The following is a 25,840-nucleotide window of genomic DNA, read 5'->3' as shown; positions in this document are numbered from 1 at the left end:
ACTCGCCGCCATGGGCGTTGACTGCTGGATATGAGACGGATCGCCGTGGTCGGATTGGCTTGTCGGTTTCCCGGGGCCGGCGACGGCCACGCATTCTGGCGATTGTTGCGGGATGGTACGGACGCCGTACGCGAGGCCCCGCCGGACCGGTGGCGCAGCGCCGAGCTGCCGCACCGCCTCGGCGGATTCGTCGACGGAATCGACCGGTTCGACGCGGGATTCTTCGGAATTCCACCGGGTGCGGCGGCCGCGATGGACCCGCAGCAGCGCCTGATGCTGGAGCTGGCCTGGGAGGCGCTCGAGGACGCGCGAATCCTTCCCGCCGCGCTCGGCGGCGGCGACACCGGGGTGTTCGTCGGCGTCATGTGGGACGACTACGCGGCGCTGCAGGACCGGCTCGGCGCGGCCGGGGTCGACCGGCACACGATGACCGGCACCCGCCGCGCGATCATCGCCAATCGGGTCTCCCACCACCTCGGCCTGCGCGGCCCGAGCCTGGTCGTGGACACCGCCCAGTCCTCCTCGCTCGTGGCGGTGCACCTGGCGTGCGAGAGCCTGCGGCGCGGTGAGTGCGGCGTGGCCATCGCCGGGGGCGTGAATCTGAACATCCTGGCCGAACCGACGCTCGGCGCGGTGCGGTTCGGCGGCCTGTCACCGGACGGCCGGTGCTTCACCTTCGACGCGCGCGCCAACGGCTTCGTGCGCGGTGAGGGCGGTGGCGCGGTGGTGCTCAAGCCGCTGGACGCCGCGCTCGCCGACGGCGACGACATCTACTGCGTCCTGACCGCCGGCGCCGTGAACAACGACGGCGCCGGCGAAGGCGAGCACACCGGCCTCACCGTGCCGAGCCGTTTCGCGCAGGAGGAGGTCGTCCGCCGGGCGTACCGGCGGGCCGGCGTCGCGCTGCGCGGGGTGCAGTACGTGGAACTGCACGGCAGCGGTACGAAGGTGGGGGACCCGATCGAGGCCGCGGCGCTCGGCGCCGCGCTGGGTCGCGTCCGCCGCCCGGGTTCGCCGTTGCCGGTGGGCTCGGTCAAGACCAACATCGGGCACCTGGAAGGCGCGGGCGGGATCGCCGGGTTGGTCAAGGTGGCGCTGAGCATCCGGCACCGGTTGTTGCCGCCGAGCCTGAACTTCGCCACGCCGAACCCGGACATCCCCCTCGACGAACTCGGCCTGCGGGTGCAGACCGAGCTGACGCCGTGGCCGGAACCGGACCGACCGCTGGTGGCCGGGGTGAGTTCGTTCGGGATGGGCGGCACGAACTGTCACCTGGTGGTCGCCGAACCCCCGGCGACCGCGGTGACGACCGCCACGGTGGTTACCCCGGCGGCCGTCTCGGCGACGGCTTCCTCGGCTTCCTCGGCCGCCTCGGTGCCCGGCGAGCCTTCGCCGGCCGGCGCGCGGGCGTGGCCGATCGCCGGCCGTACCGGCGAGGCCCTTCGGGCCCAGGCCGCACGACTGCTGTCCTTCGTGGACGAACGGCCCGAATCCGCCGCGGACATCGGGCTGTCCCTGGCCACCACCCGGACCGCGTTCCGCCACCGTGCGGTCGTGGTCGGCGGCGACCGGGCGGAACTGCGGCGGCGCCTCGCCGAGTTCGCGGCCGGCGCGGCCGTCGCGGGCGTGGTCGAGGGGCAGGCCACAGCGGTCGGGAAGACGGTGTTCGTCTTCCCCGGGCAGGGTTCGCAATGGGCCGGCATGGCGGTCGAACTGCTGGATTCCGTTCCCGAGTTCGCCGAGTCGATGCGGGAGTGCGAGGCGGCGTTCGCACCCCACGTCGACTGGTCGCTGAGCGAGGTGCTGCGGGACGCGACCGCGCTGGAGCGGGTGGACGTGGTGCAGCCCGCGCTGTTCGCGGTGATGGTGTCGCTCGCGCGGTTGTGGCGCTCGTGCGGGGTCGAGCCGGCGGCGGTGGTCGGGCACAGCCAGGGGGAGATCGCCGCAGCCTGTGTGGCGGGCGCCCTGTCGCTGGAGGATGCCGCGCAGGTGGTGACGTTGCGCAGCCGGGCCCTGACGGCGCTGTCCGGTCGTGGCGGCATGGTGTCGGTGCTGCGGTCGGCCGCCGAGGTGCGCGAGCGGATCGTCGCGTGGAACGGCGCGGTGTCCATCGCGGCGGCGAACGGTCCGTCGTCGGTGGTGCTCTCCGGTGACGCCGACGCGCTGGACGAGTTGGTCGCACGGTGGACCGAGGAAGGCGTCGAGACCCGGCGGATCGTGGTCGACTACGCGTCCCACTCGTCCCACGTGGAGCAGATCCGGGAGCGGCTGCACACGGTGCTGGCCGGCATCCGACCGCGGTCCTCGGCGGTGCCGTTCTACTCCACGGTGACCGGCGGCCTGCTGGACACCGCCGAACTGGACGCCGCGTACTGGTACCGGAACCTGCGACAGACCGTGGAGCTGGAGCAGGCGACCCGGGCGCTGCTGCGCGACGGGCACACGGTGTTCGTCGAGTGCAGCCCGCATCCGGTGCTCCTGCCCGCGCTGCGGGACACGGTGGAGCGGCAGGATCCGGTCGAGCAGGCCCGGCCCGCCGCCGTGGTCGCCGGCTCGCTGCGTCGGAACGAGGGCGGCCCGGAGCGTTTCCTCGCGTCGCTCGCCGAACTGCACGTGCGCGGCGTGGAGGTGGACTGGTCCCGCGTGTTCGCCCTGCGCGGCGCCCGTACCGTGGGCCTGCCCACGTACGCCTTCCAGCGCGAGCGCCACTGGCTCGCCGAACCGGCCGCTCGGGCGGCCGTCGCCGTCGACGCGGAACCCGCGTCGGCGCTTCCCGCTCCGGCCGGGGTCACGGCCGTGATCCCGGCCGGGCCCGAGATGTCGGCACTGGTGCGCTCGACCGTCGCGGTCGTACTCGGCCATGCGAGCGGCGACGCGGTGGATCCCGGGACGACGTTCAAGGATCTCGGGTTCGACTCGCTGTCCACCGTGGAGCTGCGGGACCGGTTGAGCGCGGCGACCGGCCTCGCGTTGCCGGCGGGGTTGTTGTTCGGTCACCCGACCCCGGCCGAACTCGCCGACCACCTGCGGACCTTGGCGGGGGGTGACGAGGAGTCCGTCGAGCCCGCGGCGGGTACGGCAAGCGACGAGCCGATCGCGATCGTCGGGATGGCCTGCCGGCTCCCCGGAGGCGTCGCGTCCCCCGAGGATCTGTGGCGACTGGTCGTGGACGGGACCGACGCGATCTCGGAATTCCCGGTCAACCGGGGCTGGGACCTCGACCGGCTCCACGACGTCGACCCGGAGCGGACGGGCACGTCCTACACCCGGCACGGCGGCTTCCTGCACGACGCCGACCGGTTCGACCCCGAATTCTTCGGCATCTCGCCGCGGGAGGCGCTGGCGATGGACCCGCAGCAGCGACTGCTGCTGGAGACGTCCTGGGAGGCGCTGGAGCGGGCCGGAATCGATCCCGCCGGTCGGCGCGGCGCACCCGTGGGGGTCTTCGTCGGGGCGATGGCGCAGGACTACGGCCCCCCACTGCACGCCGCACACGCCGAGTCCGACGGCTACCGGCTGACCGGCAGCACGATCAGCGTCGCGTCCGGCCGGATCGCCTACACGCTCGGGCTCCAGGGGCCCGCGGTCACCGTGGACACCGCGTGCTCCTCGTCGCTGGTGGCGCTGCATCTGGCGGCGCAGGCCCTGCGGGCCGGGGAGTGCACGCTCGCACTGGCCGGCGGCGTCGCGGTGATGTCCGGACCCGGGATGTTCGTGGAGTTCAGCCACCAGCGCGGGCTGGCCGAGGACGGCCGGTGCAAGGCGTTCTCCGCCGCCGCCGACGGCACCGGGTGGGCCGAGGGCGCGGGGATCGTGGTGCTCGAACGACTGTCGGACGCGCGGCGCCACGGACACCGCGTGCTGGCCGTGCTGCGCGGCAGCGCGATCAACCAGGACGGCGCCTCGAACGGGCTCACCGCGCCGAACGGGGTCGCCCAGGAACGGGTGATCCGCCAGGCCCTCGCCGCCGCCGGGATGACCGCCGGGGACGTGGACGTGGTCGAGGCGCACGGCACCGGGACCACGCTCGGCGACCCGATCGAGGCGGAGGCGCTGGCGGCCACGTACGGCCGCGACCGGGAGCCGGGCCGCCCGCTGCTGCTGGGGTCGCTGAAGTCCAACATCGGCCACGCCCAGGCCGCGGCCGGAGTGGCCGGCGTGATCAAGATGGTGCAGGCGCTGCGGCACGAGACGGTGCCCGGGACGCTGCACGCCGACGAGCCGACCCCGCATGTGGACTGGGCCGGCGCCGGGTTGGCCCTGGTCACCGAGACCCGGGAGTGGCCGCGGACCGGCCGGGCGCGCCGAGCCGGGGTGTCCTCGTTCGGAATCAGCGGCACGAACGCACACGTGATCATCGAGCAGGCACCGCCGGAACCGGAGCCGGAGCCGCATCCGCAGCCCGGGCCCGGGTCGGGTCCGGAGTCGGCGCCCGGTGCGTCGGCCGATCCGGTGTCGCCGTGGGTGTTCTCCGCGAGCAGCGAGGACGCGGTCGCGGACCAGGCCGCCGCCCTGCTGGCCTTCCTGGACGCGAATCCCGACCCGAACCAGGCGGACACCGGGTTCTCCCTGGCCGCCGCCCGCTCCGGCCTGCCGCACCGGGCCGCCGTCGTCGGCGCGGACCCGTCCGCACGCCGCCGGGGCCTGACCGCGCTCGCCGCCGGCACCGAGGCACCCGGCGTGGTGCGCGGCACCGCCCGCGAGCCGGGCGCGGTGGTGTTCGTCTTCCCCGGCCAGGGTTCGCAGTGGGTCGGGATGGCGGTGGAACTGCTGCACTCGTCCCCGGTGTTCGCCGACACGATGCAGGACTGCGCCGGAGCGCTGGCCCCGCACGTCGACTGGGACCTGTTCGAGGTGCTGCGCGATGCCGCCGCACTGGAGCGGGTGGACGTGGTGCAGCCCGCGCTGTTCGCGGTGATGGTCTCGCTGGCCGCGCTGTGGCGCTCGTACGGTGTGGAACCCGCCGCGGTGGTGGGCCATTCGCAGGGGGAGATCGCCGCCGCGTACGTCGCCGGCGCGCTCGACCTGGCCGACGCGGCCAGGATCGTGGCCCTGCGCAGCCGGGCCATCCTGGCGCTGTCCGGCGCCGGCGGCATGGTCTCGGTGGCGCTGTCCGAGGACGAGGCCGCCGCACGCCTGCGCCGGTGGGACGGCCGGCTGTCCACGGCGGTGGTGAACGGTCCGGGCGCGGTCGTCGTGGCCGGCGACGTGGACGCGCTGGACGAACTGGTCGCCGAGTGCGAGGCCGCCGGGGTGCGGGTCAAGCGGCTCCCGGTGGACTACGCGTCGCATTCGGCCCACGTGGAGCGGATCGAGGACGAACTGGCCGCGGTGCTGGCCGGCACGGCTCCCCGCCCCTCGGCGATCCCGTTCTACTCGACGGTGACCGCCGGCCTGCTGGACACCACCGGTCTGGACGCCGGCTACTGGTACCGCAACCTGCGCAGCCAGGTGCGCTTCGCCGAGACGGTCGGCGTGCTGGCCGAGCGGGGGCACTCGGTGTTCGTCGAGATCAGTCCGCATCCGGTGTTGACCGCGGCGGTCGAGGACGTGGTGGAGCACGCGGTCGTCCTCGGCTCGCTGCGCCGCGACGACGGCGGCCCCGAGCGGTTCCTGACCTCGCTGGCCGAGGCGTACGTACGCGGCGTGAGCCCCGACTGGCGGGCCGTCTTCCCCGGCGCGCGACCGGTCGACGTGCCCACCTCGGTGTTCCGGCGGCGGCGCTACTGGCTCGAACCGACGCCGGACGGCGAGCCGGCGGACGTGGCGGCGGCCGGACTGACCGCGGCGGACCACCCGTTGCTCGGCGCGGTGGTGGAACTGCCGGACTCCGGCGGCCTGGTGCTGACCGGCCAACTGTCCCTCCAGGCCCAGCCGTGGCTGGCCGACCACGGGCTGGTCGATCGCGGGTCGGCCGATCGCGGGCGGGCGGACACGGTGCTGCTGCCCGGGGCGGCGTTCGTCGAGCTGGCGGTGCGCGCGGGCGACGAGGTGGGCTGCGCCGAGGTCGCGGAGCTGACGTGCGAGGTGCCGTTGACCCTGCCCGCGCACGGCGGGATCGACGTGCGGGTCACGGTCGGCGAACAGGACGACTCCGGTCGCCGGATGCTGGCCGTGCACGCCCGCCCGGCGGACGGTTCCGCCGGCTGGACCCGGCATGCGAGCGGGGTGCTCGCGAGGGGCCGGGCCGAGGAGTTCGACCTGACCTCCTGGCCGCCGGCGGGCGCGGTCGCGGTGGAGTGGGACGGCGGATACGACCGCTGGACCGAACTCGGCTACCGCTACGGCCCGGCGTTCCGCGGCCTGCGCTCGTGGTGGCGGCGGGGCGCGGAGACGTTCGCCGAGGTGGCGCTGCCGGCGGAGATCGTGGCGGACGCCGGCCGATTCGGGCTGCATCCGGCACTGCTGGACGCGGCGTTGCATGCCGCGGTCGGGGACGGTCCGGACTGCCGGCTGCCGTTCTCCTGGCAGGGCGTGTCGTTGCAGGCCGGCGGTGCGTCCGCGCTGCGGGTGTGGATCACGCCGGACGGCCCGGACACGGTCTCGCTGAGGCTGGCCGATGCGACCGGAGCGCCGGTGGCGTCGGTGGAGTCGCTGGCCCTGCGGCCGCTCCCGGCGGGGGCCCCGACCGGCGGGCCGCCGGACGCGTTGTTCCGGGTGGACTGGGTCGAGGCCCGCGGGCCCGAGACCTCCGGCGACCGGCGGCCGTGGGCGCTCGTCGGCGTCGACGAACTCGGGCTCGGCGTACCCACCCATGCCGATCTCGGCGCGCTGGCCGCCGCGGGACCGGTGCCGGAGGCGGTGTTCGCCGCGCCGACCGGGGAGCCCACCGCGGCCGGCGCGCACGCCGTGGCCGGCCGGACGCTGCGACTGATGCAGGAGTGGCTCGCCGACGAGCGATTCGCCGCGTCGAGGCTGGTGTTGCTCACCCGCAGCGCGATGGTCGTGGAGCCGGCCGAGCCGGACGTGCTCGGCGCGGCGGGCGCCGGGGTGTGGGGCATGGTCCGCTCGGCACAGCGCGAACACCCGGACCGGTTCGTCGTCGTCGACCTGGACGCACACGAGGCGTCGGTCGCGGCGCTGCCGGTCGCGCTGGCCGGCGGCGAGCCGCAGCTCGCGATCCGCAAGGGCCGGCCGCTGGTACCCCGGCTGGCCAGGGTCGCCGGCCTGCCCGCGGCGCGACCCGACCTGACGGCGGGCACGGTGCTGATCACCGGCGCCACCGGAACCCTCGGCGGCCTGTTCGCCCGGCACCTGGTGACCCACTACGGGGTCGCGCACCTGGTGCTGGCCGGCCGGCGCGGACCCGACGCCCCGGGCGCCGCCGAGCTTGCCGCGGAGCTGACCGGGCTGGGTGCGACGGTCACCGTGGCCGCGTGCGACGTCGCCGACCGGGACGCGCTGGCCGCACTGCTCGCATCGATCCCGACCGAGCACCCGCTGACCGGTGTCGTGCACGCCGCCGGACTGCTCGACGACAGCGTGCTGGAGGCGATGCGGCCGGAGCAACTGGAGCGCGTGCTGCGCCCGAAGGTCGATGCCGCGCTGAACCTGCACGAGCTGACCCGAGGGCTCGACCTGGCGATGTTCGTGCTGTTCTCCTCGGTCGCCGGCATCCTCGGCCTGCCGGGGCAGGCGAACTACGCGGCGGCCAACGCGTTCCTGGACACCCTGGCCCAGCAGCGCGCGGCACGCGGCCTGCCGGCCGTGTCGCTCGCCTGGGGCCTGTGGGCGCCGCCGAGCGGGATGACCGGCCGGCTCGCGGACGCCGACCTGAGCCGGATGCGCCGCGCCGGCCTGGGCCCGCTGTCCACGGCGGAGGGGCTGGCCCTGTTCGACGCCGCGGTCTGCTCCGACGCCGCCCTGCTCGTCCCGGCCCGGATCGACCCGGCCGCGGTGCGGGCCCACGGCCCGGTGCCGGCGCTGCTGCGCGGCGTGGTCCGCGAGCGGGTCAGGCGCGCGGAGGCCGCCGCTGCGCAACCGGTCGACGCCGGGTCGCTCGGCGCCGGCCTGGCCCGGATGTCCGATGCGGACCGCGAGGCGGCCCTGCTCGACCTGGTCCGCGAGCACACCGCCACGGTGCTGGCACACGGCACACCGGGCGCGGTCGCCCCGGACCGGACCTTCAAGGAACTCGGGTTCGACTCGCTGACGGCGGTGGACCTGCGCAACCGGCTGGGCGCGGCGACCGGGCTGCGCCTGCGGGCCACGCTGGTGTTCGACTACCCGACGCCGTCCGCGCTCGCCGCCCACCTCGGCGCGGTACTGGGCCCGGCCGAACCGGCCGAACCCGCCGAGCCGACCGTGCCGGTCGCGCCGCCCGCGCCGCCGACCGGTGGGCTGGACGGGTTGGAGCTCGACGAACTCTTCGACCTCATCGACGGCGAACTTGGCATGCCCTGATCGGAGTTCTTGTGAGTAACGAAGAGAAGCTGGTCGAATACCTCAAGCGGGTCACGGCCGAGTTGCAGCAGACCAAGCATCGGCTGCGGGAGACCGAGCAGGCGAGTCGGGAGCCGGTCGCCATCATCGGCATGGCCTGCCGGTTCCCCGGCGACGTGGGCTCGCCCGAGGACCTGTGGCGACTGCTGGACGCCGGCGGCGACGCGATCGGCGAATTCCCCGTCGACCGGGGCTGGGACGCGGAGTCGCTGTACGACCCGGACCCGGACACACCCGGCCGCACCTACACCCGGCACGGCGGGTTCCTGCGCGGGGCAACGGAGTTCGACCCCGAGTTCTTCGGGATCTCGCCGCGCGAGGCGGTCGCGATGGACCCGCAGCAGCGGCTGCTCCTGGAGACCTCGTGGGAGGCGCTGGAGCGGGCCGAGATCCGCCCCGCCGCGCTGCGCGGCGCCCGGGTCGGGGTGTTCGCGGGGGCGATGGCACCCGACTACGGCCCCAGGTTGCACCAGGCCGTCGGCGGCGCGGAGGCGCACCTGCTCACCGGCACCGCGAACAGCGCCGCCTCCGGGCGGATCGCGTACACCCTCGGGTTCGAGGGACCCGCGGTCACCGTCGACACGGCCTGCTCGTCCTCGCTGGTCGCGCTGCACCTGGCGGTCCAGTCGCTGCGCCGCGGGGAGTGCACGCTGGCGCTGGCCGGCGGCGCCACGGTGATGTCCACCCCGGGCATGCTCGTCGCGTTCAGCCGCCAGCGCGGGCTGGCTCCGGACGGGCGCTGCAAGTCCTTCGCCGACGCGGCCGACGGTACCGGCTGGGCCGAGGGCGTCGGCATGCTCCTGGTGGAGCGGCTCTCCGACGCCCTGCGGCTCGGGCATCCGGTGCTGGCCGTGGTGCGGGGCAGCGCGGTCAACCAGGACGGCGCGTCGAACGGGTTGACCGCGCCGAACGGGCCGTCCCAGCAGCGGGTGATTCGGCAGGCGCTCCAGGACGCCGACCTGGCCGGCTCGGACGTGGACGCGGTCGAGGCGCACGGCACCGGCACCGGACTCGGCGACCCGATCGAGGCGCAGGCCGTGCTGGACACCTACGGCCCGGACCGCGACCGTCCGCTGTGGCTCGGGTCGTTGAAGTCCAACATCGGGCACACCCAGGCCGCCGCCGGGGTCGGCGGCGTGATCAAGATGGTGCTCGCGCTGCGCCACGGCGTGCTGCCGAAGACCCTGCACGTGGACACTCCCTCGTCGCATGTGGACTGGTCCGCGGCCGACGTGCGGCTGCTGACCGAGCGGCGCGAGTGGCCGGTGACGGGCGCGCCGCGGCGGGCCGCGGTGTCGTCGTTCGGGATCAGCGGTACGAACGCGCACGTGATCCTGGAGCAGGCACCGGCGGGCGAGGCGGCCGAGCCGAAGGAGCGGATCCCGCTGCCGCCGGTGCCGTTGCTGCTCTCCGGCCGGACCCCCGAGGCGTTGGCCGCCCAGGCCGAGGTGCTGTCGGCCACCGTGGACGCGCCGGACGGGCCGGACCTGCTCGACGTCGGGTTCTCGCTGGCGACCACCCGCACGGCCTTCGAACACCGGGCCGCGGTGCCGGCGGGGGACCGGGACGGGCTGCTCGCCGGCCTGCGGGCGCTCGCCGCGGGCGAAACGGCTTCCGGGGTGGTGCGGGGTGTCGCGCACCCCGGCCGTACCGCGTTCGTGTTCGCCGGGCAGGGCACCCAGCGGATCGGTATGGGTCGCGAACTGTACGCGCAGTTCCCGGCGTTCGCCGCGGCGCTGGACGAGGTCTGCGCCGGGTTCGACGGACTGCTGGACCAGCCGCTGCGCGACGTGCTGATCGCCGAGGCGGACCCGGAGGCGGAACTGCTGCACCGGACCGGGTGGGCGCAGCCCGCGCTGTTCGCGGTCGAGGTCGCCCTGACCCGACTGCTCGGCTCGTGGGGCGTGCGGCCGGAGGTGCTGGCCGGGCATTCGATCGGCGAGTTGTCGGCGGCGTTCGTGGCGGGATTGTGGACGCTCGAGGACGCCTGCCGCGTGGTGGCGGCGCGCGGCCGGTTGATGGAGCGGTTGCCCGAAGGCGGCGCGATGGTGTCGATCCGGGCCGGCGAGGCCGAGGTGGCCCCGATCGCGGCGGGTGCCGGGGTCGGCATCGCCGCCGTGAACGGGCCGGAGGCGGTGGTCGTGTCGGGCGAGGCGGGCGCGGTGCTGCGGGTCGCCGAGCACTTCGCGTCCCTGGGCCGACGCACGAAGCGGCTGCGGGTGAGCCACGCGTTCCACTCGCCCCTGATGGACCCGATGCTGGAGCCCTACCGCGAGGTGCTCGCCGCCGTGGCGTTCCACGAGCCGGTGTTGCCGATCGTGTCGACGGTCACCGGCGGGGCGCTGCCGGCGGAGTCGGTGTGCTCACCGCAGTACTGGGTGCGCCAGGTCCGCGAGCCGGTGCGCTTCGCCGCCGCGGTGCAGCGCCTGCGGAAGGACGGGGTGACCCGGTTCGTCGGCATCGGCCCGGACGCCGCGGTGACCGCGATGGCCGAGGGCTGCTTCCCGGAAGCGGACTCGGTGTCGGTCGCGCTGCCGGTGCTGCGGGCCGACCGCCCGGAACCGGTCACCGCGCTGGCCGCGTTGGCCGCGGCGCACGTGCACGGCATCGAGGTGGACTGGCACGCGGTGTTCGCCGGGACGGGAGCGCGCACCGTGCAGGTGCCGACCTACCCGTTCCGGCGCGACCGCTACTGGATGGACGTGCCGACGCAGGCGGGCGACCTGCGGGCGGTGGGCCTGGTCGCCGGGGAACACCCCCTGCTCGGTGCGGTGCTGGCGCTGCCGGAGTCCGGCGGGACGGTACTGACCGGCCGACTGTCCCCGCAGACCCTGCCGTGGCTGACCGACCACGCGGTCCTGAGTCGGGTGGTGGTACCGGGGGCGGCGTTCGTGGAGATGGTGCTGCGGGCCGGCCGTGAGGTCGGCTGCGAACTGCTCGACGAACTCACCGTGCACACACCGCTGGTGCTTGCGGAGCGGGCCGGGGCGCTGATCCAGGTCGTGGTCGAGGAGGCCGACGCGTCGGGACACCGGGCGGTGTCGGTGCACGCCCGCCCGGAGGACGGCGACTGGGTCCGGCACGCCGACGGTTCGTTGTCCGGCTGGGCCCCGCCGACCGGATTCGAGGCCGGCGTATGGCCCCCGGAGGGGGCGCAGGAGGTCGCGATCGGCGACGTGTACGCCGACCTCGCCGCACGCGGGTACGACTACGGCCCGGCGTTCCGGGGGTTGTCGGCGTTGTGGCGGCGCGGGGACGAGGTGTTCGCCGAGGTCGCCCTGCCGCCGGAGGCGGCGGACGAGGCGGATCGGTACGGCCTGCACCCGGCGCTGCTGGACGCGGCGCTGCACGCGGTGTGGTTCGGGTCCTTCCTCGACGGCATGGACGGTGCCGTCCTGCCGTTCGCCTGGTCGGGCGTGTCCCTGTCGGCGGTCGGGGCATCCACGCTGCGGGTGCGGATGTCGGCCGCCGGCGCGGACGTGGTGTCGATCCGGCTCGCGGATGCGACCGGTGCGCCGGTGGCGTCGGTCGACGGCCTGCGGTTCCGGCAGATGCCGACGAACGGACCGGGCACGCCCGCGGAGTCGATGTTCCGGGTGGACTGGTCGGCCGCGCCCGCCGAGTCGGCGGAGCCGGTCCCGTGGACGCTCGTGGACACGCTCGCGGAGGTGCCCGCGGACCCGGGAGTGGTGTTCCTGCGCTGCCCGACCGGCCCGGACGCCCGGCAGGTCACCGGTGCGATGCTCGCTGTCGTGCAGGAGTGGCTCGCCGACGAGCGGTTCGCCGCCGGCACGCTCGTGCCGGTGACCGAGGGTGCGGTGGGGGTCGAGCCGAAGGAACCGGTCGACGGGCTCGCCCAGGCCGGAGTGTGGGGCCTGGTGCGGTCGGCACAGACCGAGAACCCGGGCCGGTTCGCGCTGGTGGACGTGGACGCCGAGCCGGTGCCGTGGGACGCGGTGGCGGCGCTGGTCGCGCAGGAGCCGCAGTTGGCGATCCGATCCGGCCGAGCCCTGGTGCCCCGGCTGATCCGGGCCGAGGTGGGCAGCGGCGCCGCGCCGGCGGCGGCGTTCGGTGCCGGCACGGTGCTCGTCACCGGTGGGACCGGCACCCTAGGCGGGGTCGTGGCACGGCACCTGGTGAACGCGCACGGGGTGCGGCGGTTGTTGCTGGTCAGCCGCACCGGCGCGGGTTCCCCGCGGGGCGTGGAGCTGGCGGCCGAGTTGACCGCACTGGGCGCCGAGGTCGAACTGGCCGCCTGCGACACGGCGGATCGCGCCGCGTTGTCCCGGCTGCTCGCCGCGATCCCGGCCGAGGCCCCGCTGACCGCGGTCGTGCACGCGGCCGGTGCGCTCGACGACGGGGTGCTGACCGAGCTGACCCCGCAGCGGCTCGACGTGACGCTGAGCCCCAAGATGGTCGCCGCGTGGAACCTGCACGAGCTGACCTGCGACCTGGACCTGTCGGCGTTCGTGTTGTTCTCCTCGATGTCCGGCCTGATCGGCCCGGCGGGTCAGGCGAACTATGCGGCGGGCAACGCCTATCTGGACGCACTCGCGCAGTACCGGCGCACCCGGGGGCTGCCCGGGGTCTCGCTCGCGTGGGGCATGTGGGCCGAGCGCAGCACGATGACCGAGGACCTGTCCGAGGTGGACCTGGCCCGGCTGGCCCGACTCGGGGTGACCCTGTCCTCGTCGGAACAGGGCGTTGCGCTGTTGGACGCCGCGCTCGGCCTGGACGAGGCGCTGCTGGTTCCGGTGGCACTGGACCTGACCATGGTGCGCGCCCAGGCGGACGTACCGCCGATCCTGCGGCGACTCGCGGGCCGGGGGGTCGTGCCGCGCTCGTCGCGGTCGCCGCGCCCGGCGGCGGCCGGCTCGGGCGCCCTGATGGACCGGTTGGCCGGCCTGGCCGAGGAGGACCGGTACGAGATCCTGCTCGACCTGGTGTGCACCCGGATGGCAGACGTGCTGCAGTACGCGCCGGGACGGTCGATCGATCCCGACCGTGCGTTCTCCGACCTGGGGGTCGACTCGGTGTCCGCGGTGGAGTTCCGCAACCGGCTCGGCGCCGAGACCGGCCTGAGGCTCGCGCAGACGCTGGTGTTCGACCACCCGACGGCAGCCGCCGTGGCCCGTGAGTTGATCCGTCTGTCGGCGGCCCGCACCTCGGCGCCGACGGGTTCGCTGCTGAGCGAGCTGGACCGGGTCGACTCGGCGCTGACCATGGCGTCGGTGACCGGCCCGGACGGGGACCGGATCGCCGATCGCCTGGAGGGCCTGTTGGCGCGGTTGCGTGCGTTCCGGGACTCCGCAGACCCGTCCGAGGACAGGCTCGACGTGACCGCCGCGACGGACGAGGAGCTCTTCCAGTTCCTGGACGGCAAGTAGACCGGGATCCACCGGCGAACTCGCGGGCGTGTCCCCGATCCCCGTGGGGGGATCGGGGACACGCCCGCGGTCGTACCGACTGCCGCGCCGGCGCCTACCCGAGCTTCGCCGGTGCCGGGAAGTAGCCGGCCGCGGCGAAGAACTGCGTGTACCTGCCGAACAGTTCGGCGTCGATCTCCGGGCAGGCGATGCCCGTGCCGGCGAGCGCGGCCTCCGTCGCGGCGACGTCCATCCGCATGTACAGGGCCTCGCCCGCACTCATGTAGCTCCGGAAGATGTCGATCGTCGGGAAGAGCGCGTTGTCCCGATCAGCGCGGACGGTGGCGACGAACTCGTCCCAGGGCACCTCGTCCAGGACGTAGCCGGACTCGCGCAGCCGCTTGACCATGTCGGCATAGCCGATCGCCACGGGGTTGAACAGGTGGAAGGTCCGGCCGTGCGTCGTGCGGGACAGCGCCAATACGGCCGCACTGACGTAGTCCACCGGCACCATCGGGAACAGCGCGTTCGCGCCGATCGGCATGGCCCGTGCCTGGAGGCTGCCCTTCAGGCTCAGCCAGACGAAGTCGCGGGTCTGGCACGCGCCGTTGGTCTGGGCGCCGGAGATGACGTCGGCGCGGTAGATCGACACGGGCAGGCCGCGTTCCCGGGCCAGTTCGATGATCTTCTCGGCGACGTATTTGCTCTGCCGGTACCCGTTGGTCAACTCCTGCGGCGGCCCGGTGGGATCCTCCGGGGTCAGGCCGGCTCCGTCCGGTGCCGGCCCGGCGAAGACGCCGGTGCTCGACACGTAGTGCAGCGGAACCGTCCGGTGCAGCGCGGCGAGCCGGAGCGCCTCCTCGGTACCGGTCACGTTGGCCGCCTTCAGCGACGTGTACGGGTGCAGCCAGTTGACCGTCGCGCCGGCGTGGTAGACCACGTCGATTTCGCGGGCGAACCGGTCGAACCGCTCGGCGTCGAGACCGAAGCGCGGTTCGGCGAGGTCGCCGGTGACGACCGACAGCCGGTCGGCGTCGATCTCGTCCCAGATGCCGTACCAGGTCAGATTGGCGCGCAGCCGGTCGAGCGCGGCCCGCTCGTCGGCGCCGCGGACCAGGCAGTGCACGGTGGCCCCGGTCGCGCGCATGAGGTCCCGGAGCAGGAAGGCGCCGACGAAACCGGTCGCTCCGGTGAGGAAGACCTGCTCGGGATCGGCGACCACGGTGGTGACGTCCGCGGCCGGGACCACATCCTCGGCGAGCCGCACCTCGGCCGCGAAGTCCACGGTGGACCGCGTATCGCCCTCGGTTCGGCCGGACAGCTCCACGCGCAGGTAATCGATCAGCGCCGCGGGGGTGTTGTGGTCGAACAGCAGGGTCGGCGGCAGACGCAGACCCGTTTCGCCCTCCAGCCGGTTGCGCAGCTCGACCGCGGTCAGCGAGTCGAACCCCAGCTCGGTGAAGACGGTCGTGGCGGTGATGTGGTCGGTCCTGCCGTGGCCGAGCACCGCGGCCACGGCGGTGCGCACCAGGTCGAGCAGGAGTTCCCGGCGGCCGGACTCGTCGAGCGGGGCGAGCCGCTCCGCGAGCAATCCGGTGTGCTCCGCTGCCGCGGTGACCACCCGCCGGCCCGGCCCGCGGACCAGACTGCGCAACACCGGCAGGACCGGCCCGGGTTGCCGCTCGATCAGGGCGACGTCGAGGTGCATCGGCACCGTCGTCGGGTGGGCGGCGGTGATCGCCGCGTCGAACAACGCGGGGCCCTCGGCCGGTGCGATCGGTCGCAGGCCCGCCTGCGTCGCCCGGCTCCGGTCCACCTCGGACAACCGGGACGCCATGCCGTGCTCCTGCGCCCACGCCGCCCACGCGAGGGAGTGGGCGGGCCGCCCGTTGGCCCTGCGGTGCTGGGCGAGTGCGTCGAGGAACTGGTTGGCGGCCGAGTAGTTCGCCTGCCCCGGCGAGCCGACGACGCCGGCGACCGAGGAGAAGAGCACGAACATCGCGAGGTCGAGGTCGGCGGTGAGTTCGTGCAGGTGCCATGCGGCGTCGACCTTGGGGCGGAGCACGGTGGCGATCCGGTCGGGGGTGAGTGCGGTGATGATGCCGTCGTCGATGACGCCGGCGGTGTGCACGACGCCGGTGAGCGGGTGCTCCGCCGGGATCGCGTCGAGCAGCCGGGCCACCGCGGCCCGGTCGGTGACGTCGGCGGCGGCGACGGTCACCCGCGCGCCGAGCGCGGTGAGTTCCTCGACCAGTGCGTGCGCCCCGGGGGCGTCCGAGCCTCGTCGGCTCGTGAGCACCAGGTGCCGGACGCCGTACCCGGTGACCAGGTGTCGGGCGAACAGCGCACCCAGCGCGCCGGTTCCGCCGGTCACCAGGACCGTGCCGTCCGGCGCCGACTCCGGCCGGGCCGTCGCGGTCGCGCGCACCCTGGCCAGCCGGGGGGTGCTCGCCCGTCCGGCGCGGATGGCCACCTGGTCGTGGCCGGACGCGATCGCGGTGGGGAGTCGCTCGGCGCTCGCCGGACTGCCGTCCAAGTCGATCAGCGTGATCCGGCCCGGATTCTCGACCTGGGCCGACCTGACCAGACCCCACACCGGGGCGGAACCGAGTTCGACGTCCGCGCCGTCGTCGGTGGCCACGGCGTTGCGCGTGACCAGCACGAGCCGGGAGGTTCCGAACGCCAGCCCGTCCTGCACCAGTTCCAGCGCCCGTACGGTGGCCCGGTGCGCCGCGGCCGCCGGATCGTCTCCGGCCGGCTCGTCGATCATGGCGACCAGCACGTCCCCCGCGGCGTCCGCGACGCTCTCGACGCGGCGCGCGAGGCCGGCCGGCGGGGTGTTCCCGAGTACGGCCCAGCCGGTCGTCGTGAGGTCCTCCGGGTCGGGCAGGACGACCGGCGACCAGAGCACGTGGAACAGCGAGTCGCCGCTCGCGCCGTCGACCCGACCGGCGTCGGCCGCGGCACGACGCCGCAGCGTGCGGACCTCGGCGACCGGTTCGCCAATCTCGTCGGCCAGCCACAGCCGGAACGCGTCCCCACCCCTGGGCCTGATCCGGACCCGCAGCGCACGCGGACCGGCGGCATACAGGTCGAACCCGTGCCAGGACAGGTCGGCGGTGTCCGGCCCGGCGGCGAGCAACGGGTGCAGCGCGGCGTCGAGCAGCGCGGGATGGATCCCGAACGTGTCCGGGTCCGTGTCGTCGGGAAGCCGCACCTCGGCGAACAGTTCCTCGTCCCGCTGCCACAACGCGCGCAGGCCCCGGAACGCCGGCCCGTGGGTGTAACCCTTCTCGTCGAGCCGCCGGTGGAGGTCGTCGAGTTCGACCGGGTCGGCGCCGGGCGGTGGCCAGGCGTCCAGGGAGATCATCGGCGCCGGCGCCGGCTCGGTGAGCAGGCCGGTGGCGTGCACCTGCCACGGCACGGCAGGGTCGTCCCGGTCCGGCCGCGAGCCGATGGTGATCCGCCGGAACCCGTCCTCGCCGGCCGCGCCCACGGTCACCCGCACCCGGACACCGCCGCCGTCCGGAATGGTCAGCGGGGTGTCGATGGTCAGGTCGGCGACGCCGGAACAGCCGACTTCGTCGCCGGCCCGGACCGCCAACTCGGCCATGGCCGCCGAGGGCAACGTCGCGGTGCCGCCGATGCGGTGGTCGGCGAGCCAGGGATGGGTGTGCAGCGAGAGCCGGCCGGTGAACACCGCGCCGTCATCGTCGGCGAGTTCGACGGCCGCCGTCAGCAGCGGGTGTCCCGGTGAGGTCAGGCCGAGCCCGTCGGCCTTCCGCCCACCCGGTGACGTGCCGTCCAACCAGTAGCTCTGGTGTTGGAAGGGGTAGGTGGGCAGGTCGGTCAGGGTCGCGGCGGTGCCGGTGAACAACCGGGACCAGTCCACGGTGTGCCCGTCGGTGTGCAGGTGCGCCAGCGCGGTCACGGCGGTGCGGACCTGGGGCCGGTCACGGCGCTGCAACGCCACGAACGACGCGCCCGCCACACTCTCGGGGCCCATCGCGGTCAACACCCCGTCCGGCCCGATCTCCACGAACCGGGTCACCCCCGACTCCCGCAACCGGGCCAGCTGATCCGCGAACCGCACCGGCTCCCGGATGTGGTCCACCCAATACCGGGCCGAACACACCTCCTCGACGCCCGCGGCCATCGCGATCTCGGGCACACCGAACACCACACCGCCCACGACCGCCGCGAACTCCTCCAGGACCGGGTCCATCAGCGGGGAATGGAACGCGTGACTGACGGTGAGCCGGCCGGTCTTGTGCCCCCGCCCGCGCAACTCGTCCGCGATCGCGAGGACCACGTCCTCGACCCCGGAAACCACCACCGACGACGGCCCGTTGACCGCCGCGATCCCCGCCCGCGCCTCGCGCCCCCGCAACACCTCCACGACCTCGGCCTCGGTCGCCTTGACCGCAACCATCGCCCCACCCGCCGGCAGGGCCTGCATCAACCGCCCTCGCGCCGCGACGACGCGGCAGGCGTCGTCCAACGTGAACACCCCGGCCACATGCGCCGCGGCCAACTCGCCGATCGAATGCCCCGTCACGAAATCCGGTCGCACACCCCACGACTCGAGCAGCCGGAACATCGCCACCTCGACCGCGAACAACGCCGGCTGGGTGAACCCCGTCTCGTCCAACCCCACCCCACCGAACACCACATCCCGCAACGACCGCGACAAGTACCCGTCGAACCGGGCACACACCTCGTCGAATGCCGACGCGAACACCGGGAACACCTCGTACAGCTCCCGACCCATCCCCACCCGCTGCGCACCCTGACCGGTGAACAGGAACGCCGTACGCCCCTCACCCGCCACCCCCGACACCACACCCACCCCGGCAGCGGCATCCCCGGCGGCCAACGCCCGCAACCCCGCGACCAGTTCGACCCGATCGCCGGCCACCACCACACCACGATGCTCGAACACCGACCGCGACACCGCCGCCGACAACCCCACATCCACCGGCGACACACCACCACCGTCCACCAACGACGCCAACCGCCCCGCCTGAACCCGCAACGCCTCCACCGACCGCGCCGACACCACCACCGGCACCACCGGTATCACCACGTCGGCCGACTCCACCGACACCGGCTCGGTCTCCGGGGCCTGCTCCACGACCAGGTGTGCGTTGGTACCGCTCACCCCGAACGAGGACACCGCCGCCCGCCTCGGCCGCCCGGTCGCCGGCCACGGCCGCGACTCGGTCACCAACTCGACCGAACCCGAGGACCAGTCCACCGCAGGCGTCGGCTCGTCCACATGCAACGTCGCGGGCACCACCCCGTGCCGCATCGCCATCACCAACTTGATCACCCCGGCCACCCCGGCAGCCGCCTGCGTATGCCCGATGTTCGACTTCAACGAGCCCAGCAGAAGCGGCCGATCCTGCGATCGGGACTGACCGTACGTCGCCAACAGCGCCTGCGCCTCGATCGGATCACCGAGCATCGTTCCCGTGCCGTGGGCGTCGATGACGTCTACCTCGGCGGGAGAGAGGCCGGCGTTGGCCAGCGCCCGGCGGATCACCCGCTGCTGGGACGGACCACTCGGCGCGGTCAGGCCGTTGGAGGCGCCGTCCGAGTTCACCGCGCTGCCGCGGATCACCGCGAGCACCGGGTGTCCCAGCCGCCGGGCATCGGAGAGCCGGGCCAGCACCAGCACCCCCACCCCCTCGGAGAAGCCGGTACCGTCCGCCGCCGCCGCGAACGCCTTGCACCGCCCGTCCGGCGCCAACCCGCGCTGCCGGGAGAACTCCACGAAGCCGTCCGGCACCGGAATCACCATCGCCCCGCCGGCCAGCGCCAGCGAGCATTCGCCGTTGCGCAGGGCCGTCACGGCGTGGTGGATCGACACCAGGGACGACGAGCAGGCCGTGTCCATGCTGACCGTCGGCCCCTCCAGGCCCAGGACATAGGAGATCCGGCCGGAGGCGACGCTGGTCAGCATCCCGGTCATCGCGTAGCCCTCGATACCCGTCGAGGAGGCGTCGACCGTGGAGGCGTAGCCGGTGTACATCACGCCGACGAACACCCCGGTGTCGCTGCCGCGCAGCGAGCGCGGGTCCATCCGGGCCCGCTCGATGGCCTCCCACGTGGTCTCCAGCAGCAGGCGCTGCTGCGGGTCCATCGCCAGCGCCTCCCGCGGCGAGATCCCGAAGAACGCCGAGTCGAAACCCTTGACGTCGCTGAGGAACCCGCCCTCCCGCGCGTAGAACTTGCCCATCGCGTCGGGGTCCGGGTCGTACATGCCCGCCACGTCCCAGTCGCGGTCGTCCGGGAACTCGGTGATCGCGTCGACGCCGTCGGCGGCCACGCGCCACAACTCCTCGGGCGTCGACACGTCGCCGGGGTAGCGGCAGCCCATGCCCAGGATGGCGATGGGCTCGGACCGGCTCGACTCCAACTCGTCGACCCGGGCCCGGGCCTTGTGCAGGTCGGCGGTGACCCACTTGAGGTAGTCGAGGAGCTTCTCGTCCTTGTTCAGCTGCCGGTCGCTCATGAGGACACCGCCCGAATCGAGTTCTCCAGTCCCGTGCCGGGACCCTGCTTGGCCAGCACCGACGAGCCGAGCCGTCCGGCCAGGTACAGCGCGAGGTGCAGGCGAAGGTGGTCCTCGCGCAGGGACCGGCCGAGCAGTTGCTCCGCCTTCTTGACCCGGTAGACCACGGTGTTCTTCGCGATGTGCAGGTGTTTGGCCGTGACGGCCACGCCCCGCTCGTTGTCCAGCAGGCACCGCACGGTCTCGCGCAACGCGGCCATGGTCCTGTTGTCGGTGGCGAGCGGACCGAGTTCACGGCGGACGAAATCGGCGGTCGCCTCGGCGTCGTTGCCGAGCAGGATCACCAGCTCCAGGTCGCCGTAGTCGCAGAGCCTGGACGGGCCGGGCTCGGTGATCCGGCCGACCCGCTCCGCGGTGACCGCCTGCTCGTGGGAGCGCTGGAAGCCGGCCACCCCGTCGCCCGGCAACCCGGACGCGACGTGGACGTGCGCGGGCAGATCCACCGGCTTCGGCGATCGCCCCAGCTCGCCCGGGTGATCGGTGGCCCGGCCGCCCCACGCCCACAGCCGACCCGGGCCGGCGGGGAGCAGCAACATCGAGGAGCAGCCGACCTGGTCCAGCAGGCGCAGCGCCGTGGTCTCCAGTTCGCGCCGGCTGTCCGGGGTGATCTCGTCCTGCCACAGGACCAGCGCGACGTGGTGCAGCGTCAGGTCGTACTGCAACCGGCGCAGCGCCTTTCGCGTGTCGACCGGCTTGCCCTTCAGGATCGCCGACACCAATTCGAAGCGTTCCCCCACGGATCCGGCGAACCAGCGATTGCGTTCGGCGGCGAACTTCTCGGTCACCGCGGCGGAGAGGCTCTCCATCCCCTCGAACAGGTCGGCCGAAATGGACCGCATCATGGCCGGTTGGTCCTGTGCGGGGATCTGCGCCTCGCACAATGCGAACAACTCGCGCGTGAAACGCGCATGGGTGGCCCGGACGCAACGAAGCAGCAGGTCGACCGTGGTGTTGTCGGCGATGCGTTCCCGAATGGCATTCGTGAGTTCCGTGGAAATCAGCCCGGTGATGGCGCGCACGCCGCTGAGCCGCAATACGACCCAGAGCGCTATCGCCTCGACCAGCCGCGTTTCGCTACACGATCTTCGGTCGAAGCGGGCGAACGGCTCCCCGGCCAACTCGGCCAGCAGCAGACGGCTGTGCTCGATTGCCCAACCGGTTGCACCCGAACCGACCCGGACGACGACCTCCTCGACCAACTGCGCGTTCGTCGCCGGGAGATGGAGAACGGAGTCGTCGGTGGGACGCAGCAGATGCAGCAGCGAATAGGTGGATGTGATCTGTCGTTGCGCAGGAATAGCAGCCTGCGATATCGGATAGGCCGACAACGAGTAGCCTCCGTACCGGAAAGCGGGCGCGACTGGTCGTCGGCAGCCTTACACGGTTCCATCCACGGTGGGTAATTGCCCGGTAACCGCATGCCGGCGGCGAAATTACCGCGCGATGGGCGGCCGTTACCGGCGTAGGGGATCGGCATGTCCTCGGGTTCCGCGCCGCGAACACCGCCCTGCGCGTGCTCGAACCGGCCGGTGTTTGCGGCGGTATGCCCGTCCCGGGTCGCCGTCGGCGTGCGCGCGGCGCCGCACGCGCCCTGCGCGGGTTCGGGCCGCGCGGGACGCGTGCGAGATCGTGGTGTTCACCGCCGGGCCCTACCGGGCGGCCGGCGGGATGCGCCGTTCGTCAGTTCGGTACGCGGTCGCCTTCGGCCCGCGCGGGCGGCGGCGCGACCGGGAGGCCCGCCCGCTCTGCCTTCGGCCGGTGTCGTCCGAAGCGCCGTACCAGCGGCGTCTCCACGTACCGGTACAGGAGTGCGGAGCACACCAGTGCCGCGCCGAGCACGGCGAGGATCAAGAGCACGCCGGTCCCCGTCGAGAACGTGCGGGTGGGGCCGATCAGGTCGGCGACCTTGACGATGACGATCCAGTGCACCATGTAGAACGCGAAGGAGATCTCCCCCAGGAAGACCATCGTCGGCCCGCGGAACACCGAGGCGCCGCCCTGCCGGTCGGCGACCGCGGCGGCGGCGATCAGGGGAGCGGTCCACACGGTCGCCACGCCCGCCGTGCCGGCCAGGTACGGCTCGTACCGGGTGAGCACGTATCCGACGACGGCCAGGCCGAAGGCGGGCGCCAGGCCGATGCGCGGCCATCGACCCGCCGCGACGATCCTGGCCAGCAGAATGCCCAGGACGAATTCGAGCGCGCGGGCCGGCGGGAAGAAGTACACGAACCACACCTGGTCGAACGACACTTCGCCGGACACGGCGAAGGCGGCGAGTCGCGGTTGGTCGTTCACCACGAACGTGCCGACCAGGAACACGCCCACGATCAGCGCGAGTACCGCCGCGACCGCCGGCCACAGCCACTCCTCGCGGATCCGGCGCAGCACCGGCAGCAGGGCCGGAAAGATCAGGTAGAAGAAGAACTCGCAGCACAGCGACCAGCTCACCCCATTGACCGCCGAGACGGTCCCGATGTCCGGGAACCACGACTGCTGCATGGTCGCCGACGCGAGCCAGTCGACCATCCGGGTGGGCCGGTCCGTGTCGAGCACGAGGAGGGCGGCCAGGCCGAAGGTGACCAGGTGCATCGGGCCGATCTTCACCAGGCGGCGGCGCCAGAACGGACCGGCCGTGTCATCCGAGCGCGCGGTCCAGGTCAGGACGAAGCCGCTCAGGATGAAGAAGAAGCCGACGCCGTAGGAGCCGGAGAGGGCGAAGGTCTTCCTGAGCTCCGTGCCCGCGTCACCCGGGACGAGCCGGGTGTACCACAGGATGTGCGTGGCGAAGACCAGCATGGCCGCCAGGAATCGCAGCCCCGTCAGTGACGGCAATCGTGTGGGTTCCGGGTGCGTGGGCGTGTGGGTCCGGCCCACGCGGCTCGGGCCTGTTTCGCTGGTCACCATGTGATCGTCGGGGGTCGGAGGTCACGAGCCGGCTCTGCGCTTTCCCGAACGGGACGCGGCGGATTCGATGGAAAATGAGTGGACGTGATCTGCGGATGCGCAGGAATAATTGCCTGCGATATCGGACAGCCCGACAACGAGTGGCCTCCGTACTGGAAAGCAGACGCGACTGGGTGTCGGCAGCCTTACACGATTCCTACAGTGCCGGGTAATCACCCGGTAACCGCATCCTTTGTGGCGGAATTACCGCGCGGTGGGCGGAAATACGCGGCCTGCGGATATCCTGCCATTCGCAGCCCGCCGATCGGTGATGACGAGGAGCGCTCGTGAACAAGCCGGCCACGCAAGAGAACCCGATCGGAGTCGCCGCCGGAGCCGGCACGGTGCCGTGGGTGCTGTCCGGGCGAAGCGAGAAGGGTCTGCGCGGCCAGGCCGCGCGGCTGCTGGCCCGGCTCGACTCCGATGCGGCGCTGGACGTCGTCGACGACGTCACCGAGGTGGGCCGGTCGCTGGTGGCGGCCGGCGCGGCCTTCGAGTATCGGGCCGTGGTGCTCGGACGCGACCGGGCGGAGCTGGTCGCCGGGCTGCGGGCGCTCGTCGAGGAGCGGGCCGTGCCGAACGTGATCTCCGGCCGGGCGACCCGCCGGGAGCAGGCCGACGGCCGGCCGGTGTTCGTCTTCCCCGGCCAGGGCACCCAGTGGGTCGGCATGGCGGTCGAACTGTTGGACACCTCGCCCGCGTTCGCCCGGGAGATTCGGGCCTGCGAACAGGCGCTGTCGCCGCACCTGGACTGGTCCCTGGAGGACGTGCTGCGGGCAGCGCCGGGGACTCCGCCGCTGGACCGGGTGGACGTCGTGCAGCCCGTGCTGTTCTCGATGATGTTGTCGCTGGCCCGGCTGTGGGGCCGGTTCGGCGTCGAACCGAAGGCGACGGTCGGCCATTCGCAGGGCGAGATCGTGGCCGCGCACGTCGCGGGCGCGTTGTCGCTGGAGGACGCGGCGCGAATCGTCGCGCTGCGCAGCCGGGCCCTGACCGCGATCCGCGGTCGAGGCGAGATGCTGACCGTGCTGGCGCCCAACGACCGGGTGCGCACGATGCTGGCCGATTGGGACGGCGTGTTGGCGGTGGCGGCGGTGAACGGGCCGGCCACCATGACCGTGTCGGGCGACGTGGGCGCGATGGCCGAGTTCGGTGCCGCGTTGTCCGCGGCCCGGATGATGCGCTGGCGGGTGCCGGGAGTGGACTTCGCCGCACATTCGGCGCACGTGGAGGACCTGCGCGAGACGCTGCTCGACCTGGCGGCCGGGATCCGACCGGCGCGCAGCGACGTGCCGTTCTACTCGACGGTGACCGGCCGGCGGATCGACACCGACGAACTGGACGCGGAGTACTGGTATCGGAATCTGCGCCAGACGGTGCGGTTCGACGATGCCGTGCGTTCGCTGGTCGCCGACGGCCACACGATCTTCGTCGAGTGCAGCGCCCAGCCGGTGCTCACGGTCGGCATGCAGGACATCGTCGAGGAACTCGGCCGTTCGGCCGTGCTGATGGCCACCTTGCGCAACGAGGACGGCGGAATGGGCCGCTTCCTGGCCGCGCTGGCGGAAGCGTACGTGCACGGGATCGCGGTGGACTGGACGGCGGCGTTCGCGTAGCGGGTCCCCGACCCGGCCTGCCCGCCGATCCCGCGCCCGCGCTTCGGCGCACCGACTTCCCGGCTGCGGTACCGCTTCGGCGCATGCTGCGCGGCGGGTCGGCTCCGTCCGCAGGGGACGAAGGCGGCCCGCCGAGGTGGGGCGGGGTCGGTCAGGCCGACTCCGGGGCCCCCGGGATGCGACTGGTCATGCGTTCCATGCCGCTGATCCAGTTGTCGCGCAGCGCGGCCGTGGCGGCCGGCACGTCACCGGCGCGCAGGTGCTCGGCGATCCGGCAGTGTTCCTCCGCCTCGCGCTCCAGCAGCGTGTCCTCGCCGGCGATCAGGTGGGTATAGCGGCGCATGCCCGCCTTCACACTGGTCACCAGATCGAGCAACCGCTCGTTCGGGCACTTGCCGAGCAGCAGGTCGTGCCACTCGTCGTCGTGCCACTCGATCTCCGACTGCTCCGCCACCGGATCCGGGAAGCCCCGGGCCAGCCGGAGCAACTCCGGTGCCATCTCCCGTAGTTCATCGGGGTCCGAAAGCTCCAGGGCGAGCGACTCCAGGCCCGCGACGATCTCGCACAGCTCGCGGAACTCCTTGCTGCTGACCGGCGCGAACCGGAAGCCGCGCCCCTGATTGCTCTCCAGGACGCCTTCGCCGGCCAGGGTGATCAGGGCTTCGCGCAGGGGGGTGCGACTGACGCCCAACTCGGCGGCCAGCACCACCTCGTTGATGTCCTTGCCCGCCGCGAAGTCGCCTCGGTCGAGGCGTAGAAGCAACTCCTCGCGGATCTGCTCACGCAGAGGTCGCCGCTGGATGGCCATGTGTCGGTTACTCCCTGTGTCGATCGGCGCCGATAACTGGTGCTTGACATGACGCACCGCACACACCTTGAATTATGAATACAGAATA

The 25,840-nt window shown here is 73.2% G+C and carries 5 protein-coding genes and 2 pseudogenes; 3 read left to right on the top strand and 4 right to left on the bottom strand.

Annotated features, from left to right (window positions below; translation table 11 throughout):
• Positions 1-30: 30 nt before the first annotated feature.
• Both ACZOOI_RS00945 and ACZOOI_RS00940 read left to right on the top strand, forming a co-directional pair.
• The gene (locus ACZOOI_RS00945; RefSeq protein ID WP_465278916.1) at positions 31-8,403 is read left to right on the top strand and encodes a type I polyketide synthase; all 8,373 of its coding nucleotides are present in this window, start codon (positions 31-33) and stop codon (positions 8,401-8,403) included.
• Between the two features lie 53 nt (positions 8,404-8,456).
• Positions 8,457-13,829: pseudogene (locus ACZOOI_RS00940) on the top strand (type I polyketide synthase); the annotation flags it as partial.
• Positions 13,830-13,923: 94 nt separating this feature from the next.
• Here ACZOOI_RS00940 and ACZOOI_RS00935 read toward each other — a convergent pair.
• From ACZOOI_RS00935 to ACZOOI_RS00925, 3 genes and pseudogenes are all read right to left on the bottom strand, one after another.
• Positions 13,924-20,295 (bottom strand): annotated as a pseudogene (locus ACZOOI_RS00935) (thioester reductase domain-containing protein); the annotation flags it as partial.
• 26 nt (positions 20,296-20,321) lie between these two features.
• A complete protein-coding gene (locus ACZOOI_RS00930; protein WP_465278915.1) occupies positions 20,322-21,713 on the bottom strand; it encodes a PucR family transcriptional regulator in 1,392 nt (463 codons plus the stop codon).
• Between the two features lie 352 nt (positions 21,714-22,065).
• The gene (locus tag ACZOOI_RS00925) at positions 22,066-23,217 is read right to left on the bottom strand and encodes an acyltransferase family protein (RefSeq protein ID WP_465278914.1); all 1,152 of its coding nucleotides are present in this window, start codon (positions 23,215-23,217) and stop codon (positions 22,066-22,068) included.
• Positions 23,218-23,615: 398 nt separating this feature from the next.
• Here ACZOOI_RS00925 and ACZOOI_RS00920 point away from each other — a divergent pair, with 398 nt between their 5' ends.
• Complete coding sequence (locus tag ACZOOI_RS00920) at positions 23,616-24,944, top strand: acyltransferase domain-containing protein (RefSeq protein ID WP_465278913.1); 1,329 nt, start codon at positions 23,616-23,618, stop codon at positions 24,942-24,944.
• Positions 24,945-25,095: 151 nt separating this feature from the next.
• Here the strand turns inward: ACZOOI_RS00920 and ACZOOI_RS00915 are convergent, their stop codons facing one another.
• Positions 25,096-25,752: a GntR family transcriptional regulator gene (locus ACZOOI_RS00915; RefSeq protein WP_465278912.1), complete on the bottom strand. Its 657-nt coding sequence runs from the start codon at positions 25,750-25,752 to the stop codon at positions 25,096-25,098.
• Between the last annotated feature and the right edge of the window lie 88 nt (positions 25,753-25,840).

This window comes from Embleya sp. L77 (assembly GCF_055557415.1).
Note: the sequence above shows the minus strand (reverse complement) of the source record. Positions and strands in the feature narration are given on the sequence as shown.